14 protein-coding genes and 1 tRNA gene are annotated in these 18,237 nt (G+C 56.4%); 10 read left to right on the top strand and 5 right to left on the bottom strand.

Annotation, left to right across the window (positions count from 1 at the left end):
• Positions 1 to 35: 35 nt before the first annotated feature.
• The gene (locus tag AC5RTB_RS02685; RefSeq protein WP_494059522.1) at positions 36 to 1,247 is read left to right on the top strand and encodes a lipopolysaccharide biosynthesis protein; all 1,212 of its coding nucleotides are present in this window, start codon (positions 36 to 38) and stop codon (positions 1,245 to 1,247) included.
• Positions 1,244 to 2,101 (top strand): glycosyltransferase family 2 protein, encoded by an 858-nt coding sequence (locus tag AC5RTB_RS02680; protein WP_494059521.1) that lies wholly within the window; start codon positions 1,244 to 1,246, stop codon positions 2,099 to 2,101. The genes AC5RTB_RS02685 and AC5RTB_RS02680 overlap by 4 nt, the downstream gene beginning before the upstream one ends.
• An 891-nt stretch (positions 2,102 to 2,992) precedes the next feature.
• Here the strand turns inward: AC5RTB_RS02680 and AC5RTB_RS02675 are convergent.
• Both AC5RTB_RS02675 and AC5RTB_RS02670 read right to left on the bottom strand, forming a co-directional pair.
• Positions 2,993 to 4,150 (bottom strand): glycosyltransferase, encoded by a 1,158-nt coding sequence (locus AC5RTB_RS02675; RefSeq protein ID WP_494059520.1) that lies wholly within the window; start codon positions 4,148 to 4,150, stop codon positions 2,993 to 2,995.
• 47 nt (positions 4,151 to 4,197) lie between these two features.
• On the bottom strand, positions 4,198 to 4,881 hold the full coding sequence (locus tag AC5RTB_RS02670; RefSeq protein WP_494059519.1) for a glycosyltransferase family 4 protein: 684 nt from the start codon (positions 4,879 to 4,881) through the stop codon (positions 4,198 to 4,200).
• Between the two features lie 1,082 nt (positions 4,882 to 5,963).
• Here AC5RTB_RS02670 and AC5RTB_RS02665 point away from each other — a divergent pair.
• The 7 genes from AC5RTB_RS02665 to AC5RTB_RS02635 all read left to right on the top strand — a co-directional run bounded on the left by AC5RTB_RS02665 (position 5,964) and on the right by AC5RTB_RS02635 (position 15,106).
• Complete coding sequence (locus AC5RTB_RS02665; RefSeq protein ID WP_494059518.1) at positions 5,964 to 7,232, top strand: glycosyltransferase; 1,269 nt, start codon at positions 5,964 to 5,966, stop codon at positions 7,230 to 7,232.
• A gap of 24 nt (positions 7,233 to 7,256) precedes the next feature.
• Positions 7,257 to 8,285: a GDP-mannose 4,6-dehydratase gene (gmd, locus tag AC5RTB_RS02660; protein WP_494059517.1), complete on the top strand. Its 1,029-nt coding sequence runs from the start codon at positions 7,257 to 7,259 to the stop codon at positions 8,283 to 8,285.
• Positions 8,286 to 9,290 (top strand): GDP-L-fucose synthase family protein, encoded by a 1,005-nt coding sequence (locus AC5RTB_RS02655; RefSeq protein WP_494059516.1) that lies wholly within the window; start codon positions 8,286 to 8,288, stop codon positions 9,288 to 9,290.
• Positions 9,291 to 9,393: 103 nt separating this feature from the next.
• Positions 9,394 to 10,857 (top strand): tyrosine-protein kinase domain-containing protein, encoded by a 1,464-nt coding sequence (locus AC5RTB_RS02650; RefSeq protein WP_494059515.1) that lies wholly within the window; start codon positions 9,394 to 9,396, stop codon positions 10,855 to 10,857.
• Positions 10,858 to 10,878: 21 nt separating this feature from the next.
• Positions 10,879 to 12,348, top strand: coding sequence for a sugar transferase (locus AC5RTB_RS02645; RefSeq protein WP_494059514.1), 1,470 nt, complete (start codon positions 10,879 to 10,881; stop codon positions 12,346 to 12,348).
• Positions 12,349 to 12,361: 13 nt separating this feature from the next.
• On the top strand, positions 12,362 to 14,263 hold the full coding sequence (locus tag AC5RTB_RS02640) for a DUF4012 domain-containing protein (protein WP_494059513.1): 1,902 nt from the start codon (positions 12,362 to 12,364) through the stop codon (positions 14,261 to 14,263).
• 243 nt (positions 14,264 to 14,506) lie between these two features.
• Positions 14,507 to 15,106, top strand: coding sequence for an LPXTG cell wall anchor domain-containing protein (locus AC5RTB_RS02635; RefSeq protein WP_494059512.1), 600 nt, complete (start codon positions 14,507 to 14,509; stop codon positions 15,104 to 15,106).
• A gap of 143 nt (positions 15,107 to 15,249) precedes the next feature.
• On the opposite strand, the gene AC5RTB_RS02630 is transcribed toward AC5RTB_RS02635, so the two are convergent.
• The 3 genes from AC5RTB_RS02630 to AC5RTB_RS02620 form a co-directional block, all read right to left on the bottom strand.
• Positions 15,250 to 16,230 carry a ribose-phosphate diphosphokinase gene (locus AC5RTB_RS02630; protein WP_494059511.1) on the bottom strand — a complete coding sequence of 327 codons (981 nt, stop codon included), beginning with the start codon at positions 16,228 to 16,230 and terminating at the stop codon, positions 15,250 to 15,252.
• Positions 16,227 to 17,636, bottom strand: a complete 1,410-nt coding sequence (glmU, locus tag AC5RTB_RS02625; RefSeq protein ID WP_494059510.1) for a bifunctional UDP-N-acetylglucosamine diphosphorylase/glucosamine-1-phosphate N-acetyltransferase GlmU — start codon at positions 17,634 to 17,636, stop codon at positions 16,227 to 16,229. The genes AC5RTB_RS02630 and glmU overlap by 4 nt, the downstream gene beginning before the upstream one ends.
• Positions 17,637 to 17,763: 127 nt before the next feature.
• Positions 17,764 to 17,835: transfer RNA gene (locus AC5RTB_RS02620), tRNA-Gln, on the bottom strand.
• A 175-nt stretch (positions 17,836 to 18,010) separates the two neighbouring features.
• Here AC5RTB_RS02620 and AC5RTB_RS02615 point away from each other — a divergent pair.
• Positions 18,011 to 18,178 carry a hypothetical protein gene (locus AC5RTB_RS02615; RefSeq protein WP_494059509.1) on the top strand — a complete coding sequence of 56 codons (168 nt, stop codon included), beginning with the start codon at positions 18,011 to 18,013 and terminating at the stop codon, positions 18,176 to 18,178.
• Positions 18,179 to 18,237: the final 59 nt, after the last annotated feature.

Here is an 18,237-nt window from a genome sequence, read left to right as displayed (position 1 = left end):
AGCCCAGCCGCATGTTCGGTCCGAAAAGAGTTGCAGTGTCAACAGAGGTGCTGAAGTCCGCAACTTCTGGTGGCTTATTTCTTCTGATGGCTTTCGCTCTAGCTCCAGCACAGTATGGGGCGTATGTGGCTTACGTGGCGATAATAAGTGTCTTCATCCCAATTGCCGGATGCGGATTCAGTTTTTGGGCGCAGCCAGCAACCACACAGCACGGACCCGCAGCCACTAGGTCAGCGGCACTAGTGATTCTATTAATGACCACTCTTCCTAGCATATTAGTTGCCCTGCTGGCAGGTGGTCTGTTCGCCAGCGACCAAGCTTTACTACTGGCGCTCTTAGTGACTTCCGAGTTGATTGTCTACCCATCTTGGAACGCGCTCTCACTGATTCTTTTGAGCGATAAAAAATACAAGAGCTATATGGCGCATGCTCTTTTACCCGCTATCACGAAGCTGATCGCAACCTTTTATGCTCTTGCGATCGTACACGGTGACATTCTCACGTGGGCATACTCTGTGGCGCTGTCCGGGGTTGTTGGACTAGCGATCACGTTGGTGTGTTTGCAGCGCGAATCGTTAGCGGTAGGTTGGGCTATCTTGAAACTGTGGATTCGGCGGGGACTAAATTATTTGAGTGTTGGAACGGTCAGCTCGCTCAGCGACAACATCGACAAGATGATGGTTGCTGCACTGCTCTCGCCCACGCAAGTGGGATCGTACGGAATTGCCTCGAGGCTCACTGCCTATGCAGCGGTACCCATCAAAGGCATAGCACTTGAAGCTTATCCGAAGTACTTTGACTTAGCGTCGGCCAAAGAGTGGCGTGACCTTGAATCTCTATTCCATCGAACGATGAAGCGTGGAATCATTGCCGGCTTGCTCGTCGCCGCACCGCTGCTAATAGCAACTGCAATTGGAGCATCGGCCTTTCTCGCGCAGTACCCCAACTTGTTCGCATGTACTGCAGCTCTCACCGCTACGATTCCCATACGTGCAGTGCTTTATGCATCTGGGGATGTCATGTACGCGATAGGGAAGCCAAGCTATCGCCTATACATCACGATTGCGAACGCCGCCGTAACCTTCGTCGCAGTTCTCGCGCTCGGTTCGGTGCTCGGAATAGTGGGTGCGGCCATCGGATTTACTCTTTCGTTAGCCCTGTCCGCCATAGTGTCTGTTCTTTATGTACGACGCGCCATCGCCCGTGCAACCAATAACCTCATGCAAGCAGCAGGGAAAGCCGAATGATTTATTGCATAGTCACAGCCGATGCCGAAGAATTGCTGGAAGGTAATCTAGAGAAGTTTCTCGATTCCACTCCGCTAGGAGCCGTGAGGAACATCGTGTTGCTACGAGATGTGCCAATCGAGGTTGCAGCCCGGTATCAAGCCGATCCCCGAGTATTCGTAGCGGTGGGAGTCCCAGGAGGAGGCATCTCGATGATCAGAAACCATGGACTTCACATTTTGGCCTCTCATGCTTTGGATCCCGACGACATCGTCGCATTCCCCGACGACGACTGTATTTATCCCGATGGTTTGCCTGATCGTGTTCAAGCGCTAGCCGATTCCAGCCGAAGCGAACTGCTCGTCGGATCGTATGGAGAAGGCGCGGGTGAAGTGTCTAACGTGAAAAGTCTCCGTCTTCTCGATGCTCTTTACCGCGCTAGCTCTGTCACGCTGTTCATCAAATGGTCGCTCATCGTCCGAGTTGGCTTATTCAATAGCGCTCTAGGCGTAGGATCGCAGAACTACAACTATGGCGAGGACAACGACTATGCAGTACGTGCTTTTGCCTGCAGCAGCAAGAGCGTTTTCGATCCTTCTCTTCGAGTCTGGCACCTGGAGAAGCGGACTACCAGCGGCAGGAATCCAAAAGGCTATATGACGGTTTGTGCTCTGCATCTGGGCATGCGTGGAATGCTTCGAGTTTTGTTGACAGCAACCGCTAAGGCGGTCATTCAAGACTTAGTGCATCTCGATCGTCGGACGCGGAGCTGTCGGTATGTAGTGGACGCCCTAAGCCCGCGAAAGCTTGCGAAAGCTCGCAAGTCTGCGGCATATGCACGCTCGCCGCTCGAACCAGCGACCCAAACCCTATGACCCGACACATGCTCCAGTTCGGAAGACCCGACAACATGACCCAAGTTCTCGCGATGCACCCGAAGGAAGGGATCTGAGCTTGTACTGGCGAGGGCTTCTTCGGCCGCAAGCGAGCGCCCCCTTCCATTAGTTGTCTCACATTGGCTGGGTTTGAGTTACTAGCCGTATCGACATCGCCGGTCGTAATGAGGACTGCTCGATCTAGGTGTGATGGCCTGGCATTCCTGTTCTGGTCACCGCCATCCACGGTCAACGACGTTCTTCTGCAGTTGAGGGAAACGGTTTCATGACTTAATCTTCCACGCGCGCCGCCCCCACGTTGGGCCGATGAAACCCAAAGTGCTCGACCAGTTCCTTCAGGCTAGACAGGAATTGGAACCCCGACCGCATACATACACTCTTGTCGAGGGGCCGGCGCGCGGCTCCTTCGACGCCCGCCATAAGCCAGAGTTCATCCGCGAGCCTATTGAAGTAACGGACAGTTTCGCCGGAGCGGACCACCTTCACCCCGCAGAGACTGGACCTTACTTCAGCGGTGCAGAGCCCGATGAACTCCGTAAGCCACGGTTCATCTGGAGCCCTTGTAATGATTCCACTCGACCACACGCTGAACCGGCAGCTCACGCGGCATCACTATTTCAAGCACCGATTCTTGGACAACATCGACCCGATCTAGCGGCGCAGGACTCTGTCGCCACCACGCCATAACACCGTTCCGCGGAAGTTCTTCACCGATGTACTGGCCCAGAAAGCGAGGTCGTGATCGTGTGTCCAGAAAACATGGCCAGGTGTGCGTCCACTCAGCCACATCAGCGACAGCGACCGGACCAGCACAAACAGTCAAGTATCATACTTTCGATCAGTATGAATCGCATATGCGCCCGAGTTGGATTAGCTGGAAGAATCATCTTGAACGGACGCCGCTACACTGTTAATTACGGCATTCCACAGATGGTTCACCCTACTCGGACCAAATTGCGCCATTATCGATGCTCGTCCCGCTGAGCCCATCGTCTGACGAAGCTGTTTGTCTTGGAGCAAGGCAGAAAAACTTCTCGAAAACTCATCGCTGTAATCTATCACCGCAGCATCAATGCCGTCTTTTACTTGTATTCCTTCAAAAGCGACAGCGGTGCCGCATACAGGGCGTCCAACAGCCATACTTTGAACGGCGCGGTTCTTCAGCCCGGTCCCAACGGTATCCGGCACAACGACTATATCGGCAGAAGACAGAGCTTCTCTATAGTCATCTACCCACCCTAGCATTTCAAAGTTAATACCCGTGAACAGACTCGCTACCGTCTCATCAAGCTCAACACGACCCAAAATCTTAACAGCGATATCGTGTGTATTATCAATATGCATATGGAGGAAAGAAGCGAAATTAGCGACTGCCTCCCGCATATGATCCAAGCGCAAATCACAGTAGACTAGTACTTCGAGAGGCGAACCAGCGGTCTCATTCGGCTGGCTAGCGACAGCTTTCTCTAAGTCGGAAGGCAGACTGACAGGTATGGCTACAACACGACTATAGCTATGAACCCGTTGCAAGTAGTTTTTATCGGACTCTGAGACCACGTGCCAGAGCGGATCTCCGTCCTTCAATCGACGCTCTAGCAGAAAGTAGGTGAGAGCTACCAGCAAATAACGTGCACGTCGGAACGGAGTTTTCGCTTCTCGTGCAAGTCGGACGTTACGCCGAGAACCTGGGTCTATCAGGCTGAGGATGGAGACGCTTCGCCTGCGAGGGGGCAATAGTGCAAGTGCACCCACCCCGTCTAATATCAGTACGTCAAACTCGCGTCGTCGCAAGTAATGTCTACCTCGCACAATCGCCGACATCACGAGCCAGTCCGGCAGAAATGATCTCCACGCAAGATTGAGCCACGTGAGACTACTCCTTATGGCCGGCAGCGCGAATTCAATCCCCGTCTCTTCGCGAAGCGCTACTAAATCGATCGCTGATTTTGGCTTTGCTATTCCGATTACTTCGACTGAATATTGCGCCTGCATCAATCTTTCGATATTCAATATCGTTTGCTGATGCACGCCCTCGGTAGGTGGATACGAAACATCTGAGAATATGTAAGCGATCCTCAACCCATCGTCCGTTCTATGGAAGAGATCAAACCTGACGCCATCGCCTCTGCGCTATACACTTCTTTGCATGCGTCGGAAATGGCAGAACCGCGGCTACGCCATGATTCCTTGCTATTCCACATCTCACTAATCTTGCTCGCCAAATCTTCCGTATCATCGGTTGTAAAAAATACCGCGTTCTCACCTTCAGACACAGCCTCTATCTCGGGCGCGTGGGACTCGTCTCTAGAAATAATCATCGGAACACCGAAGCTCAAGCTCTGAGTTACCGACAATCCGACATATCCAGGCGAGACGCTTGCGATGGCCCCCGAGTACATCCTGTTCAGTTCGACATAGTCGTCGATGTGTCCCAAAACGGCTATGTTGTCATGTGCTATCGACTCATTCGCCATTCGGGAAACTCGATCAAGTTCAGGTCCGTCCCCAACAATGACGAGCCGAATCCGACTGTTACGCACGTACGCGATTTCGAAGGCGCGGATTAACAACAATGGCTTTTTAGACTCGTGAAGCCGGCCAACGTAAATGAATGTGTCCCTCTCGGAATCTTCGTCGAAGGAGAACTGATCGTTCCTGTAGAGCGCGTTAGGAGCGGAATCTACGAGCTTACCTGGGTGCAGTCGGCGAAGCTCCTCGGCTTGCGAATCAGTATAAGCCAGCAACCCCGTGGCCAGCATCCGCATAATATGCCTCAAATTACCGCTACGGCTTTGCCCTCCTTTCCTGGGTAAGGCATGCCCCCAGAGAATTGTATGTTTATTCGACAAGCGCCTGAGAACGAGGACAGGCCAGAGATTCAACATTCTGGGATTCAGATCCGCTACAACAATGCGACTGCGGAGGAGGGGCAACGGCGGAAGTAGCTGAAATACTAAGTTTCGCGGAAACATCAAGTTAGTGACCTGCGTCTGCTCAAGATCGCCCTGGTTGATGATCTTCACAGACGGATCAACGGACTTCGATCCGCTGTAGATTCTGACATCATCCCCAAAGTGCGCAGTTATCAGACGCATCGTATTCAGGCGGTAGGCGCCCAATGAACTGAAGCACATCACAACCTTCGGCTTAGAAGGTCGCCTTGCGGCGGACACACCCCGCCCCTGCTCCATCAAAGCCCCTCATGTTTCTCGAAGCGCGCGCCTTGATCGGATGCTGGATTCCCTCTGTAGATACGATTAGCAGGAAGATCGCCATAAATAACGCTGCCAGGCGCTAGAAGGCAAGACTTGCCGAGGCGAGACCCTCCGAGAATTATGCACCGGGAGGTCACCCAAGCGCCTGCCCCGACGCTTATAGGCTTTGTGACGAGACGCATGTCAGTGCGATGTGCATGGCTGCCCGTAGTTATAAAAGTCTCTTGGGATATTACAACGTCATGTTCGATGTGGACGTAATCCTGATTGTGTATCCAAACGCCCTCCCCGATCCAGGTTCGGTCGCCAACATTGAGCTTCCAAGGAAATTTGACCCGAGTTCTCGGACGGAAAATGACACCCATGCCGATGTGGGCTCCGAACAGCCTCAACACGCGAACGCGAAGGCCTGAACTGATTTGCCATGGATTGAAGACGAACAGAAGCTCGCAGATGGCCCACAAGTAGATGATGATCGGCGACCGGTCCCAGGCCCCCTTTTCACCCGGCGCGTCTGAAAGATCGATCACAGGAGTTTCCCTGTGCCTGATCGGCTCGCTATTTCTGTCTTCAGTCATGTTCCCCGCACGGCAGTAGTCGCGATAGTTCGGTCTATTCTTGCATGTGTGAACGAACCACCGCTTCGGGTTTCTATCATCGGTATCAACTACGCTCCGGAACCGACCGGTATCGCTCCCTACACGACTCGGCTAGCCGAGCGCTTGGCAGCTGAAGGTCACCAGATCAGCGTTATTACTGGGTTTCCTCATTACCCAGAGTGGAAGGTGAAGGAGGGGTATATCGGGTGGAAACGGCATGAAGTTATAAGGAACGTCCGGGTAAAACGACTCCGCCACTTCGTCCCCAAGCGGACGAGCGAGTGGCAAAGGTTGCATCTCGAGCTCAGCTTCGGAGTACGACTGCTGTTCACGCGTTGGAACAGCCCCGATGTGGTGCTAGTCATCTCACCAGCATTGTTCTCTAGCGCCTTCGCCTTACTCCGCGCCCGCTACGGCATACGGCGTCCGGCCACAGGCATATGGGTACAGGACATTTACAGTCGCGGACTCGCTGAAATGAACAGCGAGGGATCACTAAGCGCCCAATTGATGAAAACCATCGAAGGGTTCATACTGCGATTGGCTACTAAGGTGACAGTCATTCACGACCGGTTCAAGAGATATCTCAGTTCCTCGTTAAACGTTCCCGAAGGAGACATCGGGGTTATACGCAACTGGACGCATCTTGAGCGGTCGCGACCAGTCGATCGAGTAGCAGTTCGCTCCCGCTGGGGTTGGAAGGATGACGAGGTTGTCGTTCTTCACGCGGGGAACATTGGCGTCAAACAATCACTAGGGAACGTGGTGGAAGCTGCCCGATTGGCTGATCTCCGAGGTTCCCGTGTCCGTTTTGTGCTAGTCGGAGATGGCAACCAGCGCCGGAAAATAGGAGAACTAGCAGAAGGAGTCGATCGCATGCAATTCATTGATCCGCTGCCCACTGAGGATTTCCAAGCCACTCTAGGATCAGCTGACGTATTGCTTGTGAACGAAATGGTAGGGCTTCGGGAAATGGCTGTTCCTAGCAAGTTGACCTCATACTTCTCGACTGGTTTGCCTGTCATAGCCGCAACTGAAAGCGACAGCACAACAGCCGGCGAGATCGAGTTCGCAGGCGGCGGCATCCGCATTGAGCCCGACGCACCTGCGGACCTTCTGGAGGCGGCCGAACGACTAGGCAACGACAAAGCACTAGCACAGAAATTTGGGCAGGCGGGCGTACATTACGCCGAGAAAACTCTGTCTCAAGACGCCGCTATAATCCAGTACGCAGCATGGTTACGAGAGCTTGCGGCGTTCAAGCGCAATGCGAAGGCTGTTGCGGACAAATTTTGATCCACACAATCAGGGGGACACGCGTTGACAAAGCGCGCTTTTATCACAGGAATCACCGGCCAAGATGGATCTTATCTCGCAGAGCTCCTGCTTCGAAAAGGCTATGAGGTGCACGGCTTGATCAGACGCGCGTCCACTTTCAATACAGCCAGGATTGACCACCTGTATGTGGATCCGCACGACCCGAAGGCGCGCTTGTTCCTACACTACGGCGACCTAAGCGATGGGGCGCGTCTAGTCACCCTGCTCGCAGAAATCAAGCCCCACGAGGTGTATAACCTGGCCGCCCAGTCACATGTGCGCGTGTCCTTCGAGGAACCTGAGCACACCGGGGACACGACGGGGATGGGCTCTATCCGATTGCTCGAGGCAGTCCGTATGGCAGGCATCGAAACGCGGTTCTACCAAGCATCCTCTTCGGAGATGTTCGGTGCTACTCCCCCACCACAGGATGAAGCTACTCCTTTTTACCCCCGCTCTCCTTACGGCGCCGCAAAGGTATACAGCTACTGGGTGACGAAGAACTATCGCGAAGCTTACGGTATGTTCGCTGTGAATGGCATCCTCTTCAACCACGAGTCGCCCCGCCGTGGTGAAACTTTCGTGACCCGGAAGATCACCCGTGCCGTAGCTGCTATTAAGGCCGGCAAACAAGATGCTCTGTACATGGGCAATTTGGACGCCGTCCGCGACTGGGGCTACGCCGCGGAGTACGTTGAAGGGATGTGGCGCATGCTGCAGGTTGATGAACCCGATGATTTCGTGCTCGCTACAGGTGTAGGATATTCCGTTCGCGATTTCCTCCAGGTTTCTTTTGAGCACGCAGGATTGAGCTGGGAGAATCACGTGAAGTTCGACGAACGATACTTGCGCCCCACAGAAGTAGACGCGCTCATCGGAGACGCTTCTAAGGCCCATAGCAAGTTGGGTTGGAAAGCGACGGTCGAAACCCCCGAGCTCGCCCGAATCATGGTCGACGCCGATATCGAAGCGCTGAGGCACGCCGGCAACCACTGGATTGATGACGTCAAGCTGGGAAGCTGGGAGAACTAGGTGTCCGTCACGAACTTCAGCAGCACCAGCGCCGGAGACGATGTTGACTTTACGCCGGCTCCGCTCGATCGGCACTCCGCATTCTACATAGCAGGCCATCGTGGCCTAGTCGGCTCGGCAATCTGGCGACGGTTGGAGAGCGAAGGCTTTACACAACTTGTCGGACGGGCATCGTCCGACCTTGATCTCAAGGATCGTGACGCCGTCTTTGCATTCTTCGCTGAGACGAAACCACGCTACGTAGTGCTCGCCGCTGCGAAGGTTGGCGGCATCCTAGCCAACAAGACCTACCCCGTTGACTTTCTGAGCGAGAACCTGCGGCTGCAGGTAAACGTGTTAGATGCCGCACGAGTCCACGGAGTCGAGCGTCTGCTCTTTCTCGGATCGTCGTGCATATATCCCAAGTTCGCTGAACAGCCGATCAAGGAGGAGTATCTCCTCACCGGTCATCTCGAACCGACCAACGATTCGTACGCGATAGCGAAGATCGCTGGCATCATGCAGGTGCAGGCAATTCGGCGTCAGTATGGGTTGCCGTGGATTTCGGCTATGCCAACGAACCTGTATGGGCCCGGAGACAACTTCTCTCCGAAAGGATCGCATGTACTGCCAGCGTTGATCAGGCGCTATGACAAGGCTGTTCAACAAGGAGCGCGTACCGTCACAAACTGGGGAACGGGTTCGCCGAGGCGGGAATTCCTCCACGTGGATGACATGGCAGCGGCTTGTCTTCATCTGCTCGAAAACTACGATGGCGCGGATCAAGTCAACGTGGGCACTGGAATCGACGTCACTATCGAAGAGCTAGCTAGGATCGTAGCAAAAGCCGTCGGTTATGATGGCGCGATGGAATGGGATACCTCCAAACCGGACGGTACACCTCAGAAGTTACTTGACGTATCGAGGCTGACCAAGGCCGGATGGAAGGCACAAATCGGTCTCCGCGAGGGCATTGAGCAAACGGTTGATTGGTTCCGTGCCAACTCCGGGGGAATTCGAGGATAAACCGCGCGCCGGACGCTTCCGAGATTAGGGAGGGGTTCCCCGCGGTCAGAATTAGAGTGCTGTCGAATCACAGCCACTTGTCTCCATTAGGAAGGTCTCAACGTTGGAGCTAACAGATTATCTCAGGGTGCTCCGCCGTAATTGGTTGCTGATTACGGCATGCACCGTACTCGGGGCATTAGCCGCGGCAGTGTTCTCGCTGAGTGTCACCCCCACTTATACGGCGCAAACCAAGCTTTTCGCCGCCACCCAGAACTCCGGATCAGCGACGGAGCTGCAGCAGGGGAACTCCTTCACACAGGCCCGAGTGCAGTCCTACGCCGAAACAGCCGCAACTCCTCTTGTCCTACAGCCGGTCGTTGACAGCCTGGGACTCGATATGACTCCAGCGGAGCTCGCGAAAAATATTGAGGCCACCACCGACGCTAATACCGTGCTGCTCACGATTACGACCTCTGATCCGTCCCCTGTTCAGGCGGCCGCTATAGCGCAAGCCGTAGCGGATAGCCTCGTGGAATCCATCGAAGATCTTGAAACTACCGCCGAAGACGGAGTATCTCCAGTGAAGCTTTCGGTGGTCACCCCAGCAACAGCTCCTGCCGTCCCGTCCGCACCGAATACACGACTGAACCTCGCTCTGGGGCTGGTGGTAGGACTGATGATTGGTTTGGCCGCAGCATTGCTCCGGACGACCCTCGACACCCGGCTAAGAGGAGAGGCTGATCTCCGCAGGGTCACTGAGGCGCCGATTCTGGGGGGAATATCGTTTGAAAGTGACGCAACAAAGAAGCCACTGCTGACTCAGGTTCCAGCGCAGAGCCCTCGCGCTGAATCTTTCCGTCAGATTCGCACTAACCTACAGTTCTCCCACGTCAGCCACGCTTCCAAGACCGTCTTAGTCACCTCTTCTCTGCCGGGCGAAGGAAAGAGCACGACGGCCGTCAACCTAGCTATAGCCATGGCTCAGTCGGGTCAGTCCGTTGTGTTGATCGATGCTGATCTTCGTCGTCCAAGAGTGGACGAGTATCTAGGCTTGGAGCGTAACGCGGGCCTCACCACAGCCCTTATTGGCAGGGCGGATGTCAGAGATTTGCTCCAGCCCTGGGGTGAAGACGAGTTGTACGTTCTAACTTCCGGACAAATTCCACCCAATCCGAGCGAACTTCTGGGATCGAAGGTTATGAAGCAGCTTATAGCTGGGCTGGAAGAGACATTTGATGCGGTTGTTATCGATGCGCCCCCGCTCCTTCCTGTGACTGACGCAGCGGTGCTGGCCCAACAAGTTGGTGGGGTGGTCATGGTCGTCGGGTCCTCTAAAGTGAAGGTTCCCGATGTGCAGAAGGCGCTAGCGTCGTTGGAGATGGTAGACGCCGATGTACTGGGTATCGTTCTGAATCTCCTGCCCACCAAGGGACCTGATGCTTACGCCCACAGTTACTATTCCTATGAATCGTCGCCGGCCAAGAGCGCTAGGGAATTAAGCAACGGGTCTAAAGCGAGGGGACGCGGTCGTATTAATTCCGACTTCGATGAAAAGGTGCTGCGGGTTCGCCCCACCCAATCGTGATTCAGACGGATGGGGGACTTCTTGTTCTATGAAAATGATGGTTTTAAGCTGGACAAGACCGGCAAGGAGAATTGGGCTTCTCGCTACTCCAGACGCCTCGCTATTGTCGACGCATGTGTTGTGTTGTGGGCGACGGTCGGGGCCCTGATTGTTCGCTTTGGTGTACCCGAGTCAGAAAGCCTAAGCTCCTCAGGCCAACCTTATCTGTTCCTTTCCCTCGCGCTTGCGGCAGCCTGGTGGTTCATGCTCTATCTTCTGGGGTCTCGGGAGCCACTGGTACTGGGACACGGGACCGAGGAATACAAACGCGTGTTAGAGGCTTCCCTGTGGCTTTTCGGTCTGGTAGCTATCGTTTCCTATGCCCTGCTACTCGACACCGCACGAGGATATGTGGGAGTTGCCCTCCCCGCAGGATTAATCTTCCTCCTCTTGTCCCGCGTGATTCTTCGAAAGTTTCTCCATCTCGAACGTGAAGCAGGTAAATGTAGCCAGAAGGTCCTCATCATCGGCGGGCCGAGCAGCGCAGAACATCTTGCACGTTCCCTGCGGGGACAGCCTATGGCGGGTTACAAACCCATAGGGGTTTACCTTCCCGGAACTCCGGCGACGACCGATCTCGCTCCAGACCTGGGCCTTCCCACCATCGGCCGTGCAACTGATGCCCAGGAGATTATCGATGCAGTGAGGGATTTCGGTCCCGACGCGGTGGCTTTGTCAGGCGGTGTCCAACTGCCACCAAAGACCATCCGCGCGCTTGGATGGGCCCTTGCAGACTTCAACATCCGGCTCATCATGGTTCCTGCTCTGACGGACGTCGCAGGACCACGTATTCACACGCAGCCCGTAGCCGGACTACCCCTCATTCATGTGTCCACGCCCAATCTCGAAAAGGGTCAGCAGTTCATGAAGAGGTTGTTCGACGTCGTCGGTGCCGGCCTAATGGTGGTATTGCTAGCACCGTTGTTGATCGCTGTAGGTCTTGCGGTTCGTCGTGACAGCACGGGCCCTATCCTGTTTCGACAGGAACGTGTCGGAGCTGAGGGCAACAGTTTCAAGATGTTGAAGTTCAGGTCGATGGTCGTGGACGCCGAACGACAATTGGAAAGACTGCGTGCCAACAGTGAAGGTAACCAAGTTCTGTTCAAGATGAAAAACGACCCCCGTGTGACCCGGGTTGGTACATTCATCCGCCGCTATAGCCTCGATGAGTTGCCGCAGCTGTTCAACGTGCTGGGTGGCTCAATGAGTTTGGTCGGCCCTCGGCCTCCCCTGCCCTCGGAAGTAGAGAAGTATGACACACACGCGCACAGGCGCCTGTTGGTGCGTCCCGGAATGACGGGGTTGTGGCAGGTCAGCGGACGGTCGTTGCTCTCCTGGGACGACACAGTCCGGCTGGACCTGTACTACGTGGAGAACTGGTCTCTCATTGGGGACGTGACCATCCTCCTGCGCACTTTCCGCGCAGTGTTCAGCCGCCATGGCGCTTACTAGGGAGTAAACCATTATGACCGAAAGTGCCAACTACGGCGCTTCACCAGAGCAGCCGCTCTATGGTGAAGCCTCTGCTCTTGAGCGAAGACGCCGCCGGGCCAAGGGTCGAAGCCGGCGCATACGTATCGGGCTTGCCTTCTCTGTGGTGGCGTTGGTCGTGGCGCTTATTGCTGCATGGCTTGCGTATCGTGCACAACAGATCCAAACTAGTCTGGTTGCGACCATGGAGCTCTTGCCGCAGTTGCAAAGCCAGCTGGTCGCGGGCGACGGTGAGACCGCGCAACATACGCTAGGGAAGCTGCAGGACCAAACTGCTCAGGCTCGAAACGCTGGGACTGATCCGGTGTGGAAGTTAGCCGGGATGTTTCCCATTGTCGGCGCGAACTTCTCAGCCGTATCTGAAGCGTCTGTATCGGCAGATGACGTGGTCAACCACGCGGTGGCGCCAATGCTTGATCACTTTGACTCCCTTGACTGGCACTCACTCGCGCCCGTAGATGGCCGAATCAACGTGGCCCCCCTGCGCGAGATTTCACCCAGCATCTCGGCAGCGGCCACAACCGTGCAGCTCTCCTATGATCGCCTCGCCGGAATCGACTCCTCCCGTTTGATCCCGCGCGTGGCCACCCCGCTTGCCCAAGCCACAAACTCACTGAATCAGGCGCGTCAAACACTCAACGCGGCGTCATCGGCGGCCGAAGTTCTACCCTCCATGCTTGGTGCCGATGGCCCGCGCAATTACCTCATCTTGGTTCAAAACAACGCTGAAGTTCGTGCCACCGGGGGTATCCCGGGCGCGCTTGCCGTCGTTACTGCGGCGGATGGCGAGCTGAAACTGGCCGCGCAGGGAAGCGGCGCGGGGCTGGGTGCTTTTAGACCGCCGCTCCCTGTAGACCCGGAGCAGGAGAAGATCTATTCCGAACGACTCGGCACGTTCATGCAGAGTGTCAACCTCACGCCGGACTTCCCAACCGCCGCGCAGACGGCAAAGGCGATGTGGGAGGAACGCAATGAGGGTCCGAACATTGATGGGGTTATTGCGCTCGATCCTATAGTCCTCGCTAACATCCTGGACTCCACAGGCCCCATTGAGCTTGGAGATCTTGAGAACCCCGTCATTGCCGAACAACTGTCCCGGACAAATCTTCCAACAGCGCTCACGGCAGAAAACGTTGTGTCGACGTTGTTGTCCGATATCTACGCGGAGATCGATGAGCCCAGTGTCCAGGACGAATACTTCGCTGCCGTCGCAGGGAAGGTTTTTCTGGCTCTCACTGGTGGCGCTGGGAACAACAACCAGTTGATGCAAGCGCTAATGAAAAGCTCCAGCGAAGGCCGTGTATATGTCTGGTCCAACGTCTCGGATGAGCAAAACATCATCGGAAAGACGCCCTTAGCTGGTGCCGTGACGGGATCCACAACGGGAGGCGCATCTTTCGGCGCGTACTTCAACGATGGAACTGGTGCCAAGATGGACTATTACGTGCGACGCACGGTCCAACTACAGAGAACCTGTACAGCTGAGGGCTACCTCCAGTACACCCTGACGGCGACCTTAACGAACACGGCACCCGCAGACGCTGCCAATGCCTTACCTGATTACGTCACCGGCGGAGGAGCGTTCGGGGTTTCACCGGGCACCGTGCAAACTAACTTCGTTGCCTACGGGCCCGATCGATCGAAACTTCAGAAAGCTCGAATCGACGGCGAGTCGGTCCCTCTTGGATCCTATCTTCACGGCGACCGCCCTGTGGGCATACTGACCACATCTATCGCTCCAGGACAGAGCGCTACAGTCGAGCTGGACTTCACGAACGTTGTACAGTCCTCCGAGCCGGTGCTGGACGTCACCCCAACGATTCAACCGATGAACGAGGTCGTTCTGCCGCTACAAGGGGATACCGCATGTGACTAGCCACCGAAGATCAGGTTAACTTCGCGTTAGATGTCCGAATTTGTCACAGAAGTTTTAGAAGTCGAGGAAGTAATGAGGTAACGTCAACTGCGGAAACCCTTCGGAAGACCTGCGGGTTCGGTGTGCAGTGTGAACATCGGACGTTGATAGGGTTCTTTGTAGGGCAGTTGGGGCTGGGGGAATACATCTTCAGGTCGATCACCGCTAGAAGTCTGTCGCAAACACCTTAATTGGGGAGTCTCTATGAAAAAAGCTATCGCAGCCGTGGCAATCGCCGGCTCACTCACCTTCGTTGGAGTAGGCGCCGCGCAGGCCTATACGCCTGACAGCGCACCGGGTGTCGTCAGCGACGGAACCGTTGCTCCGGGCGAAACCGTCGTCTTCAGCAGCAACCAGGGTCTCTTCACCCCGGGCGAAATCATCGACATCACCGTTGACTTCGTCGCAGGCGAGCCAGCAGCCGGTGCTGCTGGCGGAGCAGGACGTGTCGGCGCCGCCCTCGGTGGCGCGATCCTCCCGATGGCAGTCGTCCTTACCGACACCGCAACCGCCGATGCAGAGGGTAACTTCTCCTACTCTGTCACGTTGAAGGAAGAGGGCACTTATACCCTCACCGCCACCGGTCGTCAGTCAGGCCAGACCGTTTCGTCCACCGTTGCAGTCGATGCTCCTGAAGCGTCTGTAAGCGGCGGTACGACCGGGGTTACAGGTGGCACCAGCGGCTTGGCCAACACCGGTATCGACTCCGCAATGCTCCTCTGGGGAGCAGCCGGCATCGGTGCTCTCGGCCTCGGCGCAGGAAGCATCTTCGTTGCACGCCGTCGCGTAGGCGCTGAAGCATAAGTAACACAGCAACAAACAAGAGAACCGGTTGGAGCAATGCTCCAACCGGTTCTCTTGTTTGTGGGCACTCATCCCTATGCGGGAGATAGGAAAAGCCGCTCAGTTCTGCCCACTGACCGACTTCCTCTAGTTGAATGCTGGACTCAGGTATTCCCGTCGAAGAGGCTCGTGACCGAACCGTCGTCGAACACCTCGCGGATGGCGCGCGCTATCAAGGGCGCGATAGACAGGACCGTGAGCTGCGGGAACCGCTTCTCCGGGCCGATGGGCAGCGTGTTAGTCACAACCACTTCGCGGGCACCAGACTCAGCCAGACGGCGCGCTGCAGGATCTGAGAATACCGCGTGCGTTGCCGCGATGATGACGTCCTTAGCGCCGGCGTTCTTCAGGACCGCAACCGCGCCCGAGATGGTCCCACCGGTGTCGATCATGTCGTCGATGAGCACGCAGGTACGGCCTTCAATCTGGCCAACCACGGTCTTAGATACCGCCTGGTTCGGGACGGTAAGGTCACGGCTCTTGTGCACGAATGCCAGCGGTGCTCCGCCAAGTCGCTCAGCCCACTGCTCTGCTACCCGTACGCGACCGGTATCCGGCGAGACAACGGTGACGTTATCGGCGTCAACACGTGTGCGGATGTAATCGGCGAGCAGGGGGATAGCCATGAGGTGGTCCACCGGACCGTCGAAGAACCCCTGGATCTGGGCGGTGTGGAGATCCACCGACATGAGCCGGTTCGCGCCTGCAGTCCTGTACAGATCAGCAACCAAGCGAGCGGAGATGGGTTCCCTGCCACGGCCCTTCTTATCCTGGCGGGCGTAAGGGTAGAACGGCGATACCACTGTGATGCGTTTGGCCGAAGCGCGCTTCAATGAGTCCACCATGATCAACTGCTCCATCAGCCAATTGTTCAGCGGTGCAGGGTGCGCCTGAATTACGAAGACGTCAGTGCCGCGGACGCTTTCGCCGGACCTCACGTAGATCTCACCGTTAGCGAAGTCGTAGGCCGAGATGGGTAGAAGCTCTGTGTCCAGAACCAGCGCGATCTCTTCCGCGAGCTCCGGATGGGCCCTGCCCGACGCGAGTACAAGTTTCTTTTCCCCGCGTGCCGTAATCTCGCTCATGAAGGATCGCTTTCTAACGTAGATGCAACTGAAGAGGAGGCTTTCGCGGCTGTGGCAGCCGCCGCTGTCCCGACGCGGTTCGTTTCGACCCAGCCATCCAGGTTGCGTTGCGCCGCAGCGAGGATGGCAAGCGCGCCGGCGGGCACGTTCTTGCGCACAACAGCGCCCGCCCCCGTATAGGCGCCGTCACCGATCGACACTGGTGCGACGAAGACGGTGTTCGAGCCGGTCCGGACTTCGCTGCCGATGACCGTGCGGTGCTTGTTCACACCGTCATAGTTGGCTGTTATGTTTCCGCACCCAATGTTGGTGTTCTCGCCAATCTCCGCGTCGCCGGCATAGCCGAGATGAGAGAGCTTGGACCCGCGACCGATCGTGACGTTCTTGGTTTCATAGAAGGCGCCGATCTTCCCCGACTCCCCCAGCACGGTGCCTGGACGTAGGTAGGTGAAGGGGCCCACAGAAGCTCCAGCGCCGATCCGAGTGCCGCTTCCGTGAGCGCGGATCACTTTCGCACCTTCCTCGATTACCACGTCGGTGAGCGTGCAGTCGGGGCCGACCACTGCGTCACGGGCAACCTGCGTTGCGCCGTGGAGCTGGGTTCCCGGGAGGATTGTCACATCCTCCTCGAGCTGAACATCAACATCGATCCATGTGCTGTTCGGGTCCACGATGGTCACACCGGCTCGCATCCATCGCTCGAGCGTGCGTCGGTTGAGCTCCCCGCCCAAGGCTGCGAGCTGCACCCGATCGTTCGCACCCTCAACCTGCCAGCGATCCGCTGAGATGACCGCTGCTACACGGCCACCAGCATTCCGTGCGATTGACGGAACGTCCGTCAGGTACATCTCGCCCTGCGCATTGTTCGAGTCAACACTGGTGAGGCTTTCGCGAAGCACAGCAGCGTCGAAGGCATATATACCGGAGTTGATTTCCTTGATCGCGCGCTGCTCTTCCGTGGCATCCTTGTGTTCCACGATGCCTGTTACGGTGCCGTCTTCGGCCCGAACAACACGTCCGTATCCGGTGGCGTCGTCGAGGACGGCAGTAAGGATCGTCACCGCGTTACCGTCCTGCTCGTGAGTATGCACGAGTTCCTGCAACGTTGCAGTGTCAAGCAGCGGAACATCGCCATAGGTAACCACTACTGTCCCTGCGACAGTAGATTGAGCGTCCAGGGCCTCGAGTGCAACCTGCACAGCGCGGCCGGTGCCAGGAACGTCATCCTGGTCGACGATAAGAGCCCCGGCGTCCAGTTCGGCGATGTGGGCGGCAACGCGGTCGCGCTCGTGCCGGACGACCACAGCAAGCTCCTGAGGGGCAAGCCCACGGGCGGCAGCGAGCGCGTGGCCAACCATGGAGGTGCCGCCAATGCGGTGGAGGATTTTGGGGGTCTGAGACTTCATTCGGGTCCCGGCTCCGGCTGCCAGAACTATCACTGCTGCAGGCGTTGAATTCGCCTGATGGGACTGGTTCTCGTGGCTCACGAAGGGGGCCGCTCCTTGCCTGTCTCTGACGCCTGATGGCATGCCGTTCCGCCCATAGGATTCGAACCTATACTCCACAGCTCCAAAGGCTGGGGTGCTGCCGTTACACCAGGGCGGACCGCGCGCACCCAGTTATCCCCATCAGTGCACGCGACTATCTAGTTTGCCATGACAGGACAGCATCCTGCGACTTGGCGCGCGCCTACCCGAAGGTCATCACCTCGACCAGCATTGTTGTCGGTTCGATACCGCTGAGACACCGTGGGAACGACAGGAATTGTCATACTGGATTGATGAAACCTTTGCTGATTGTCCTGGCCGTTGTCGCTCTCGTTCTTCTGGTTCTCGGAATTGCTGTGGAGACACTGAAGTTTCTTCTCTACCTCGGGCTCGCCATTCTGGTCGCGTCGGTTGTGATGCTTGTGCTCCAACGCGCCCGTTCAGGGGCCAACAGGCCGTAGTCGGCCACCGCTCAACCTCGATGCCCGCATAGACGGAGAACAGGGGCGAACCCATAGGT

It is taken from the genome of Arthrobacter sp. M71 S08 (genome assembly GCF_059089725.1).
This window is presented reverse-complemented; position numbering and strand designations above follow the sequence as displayed.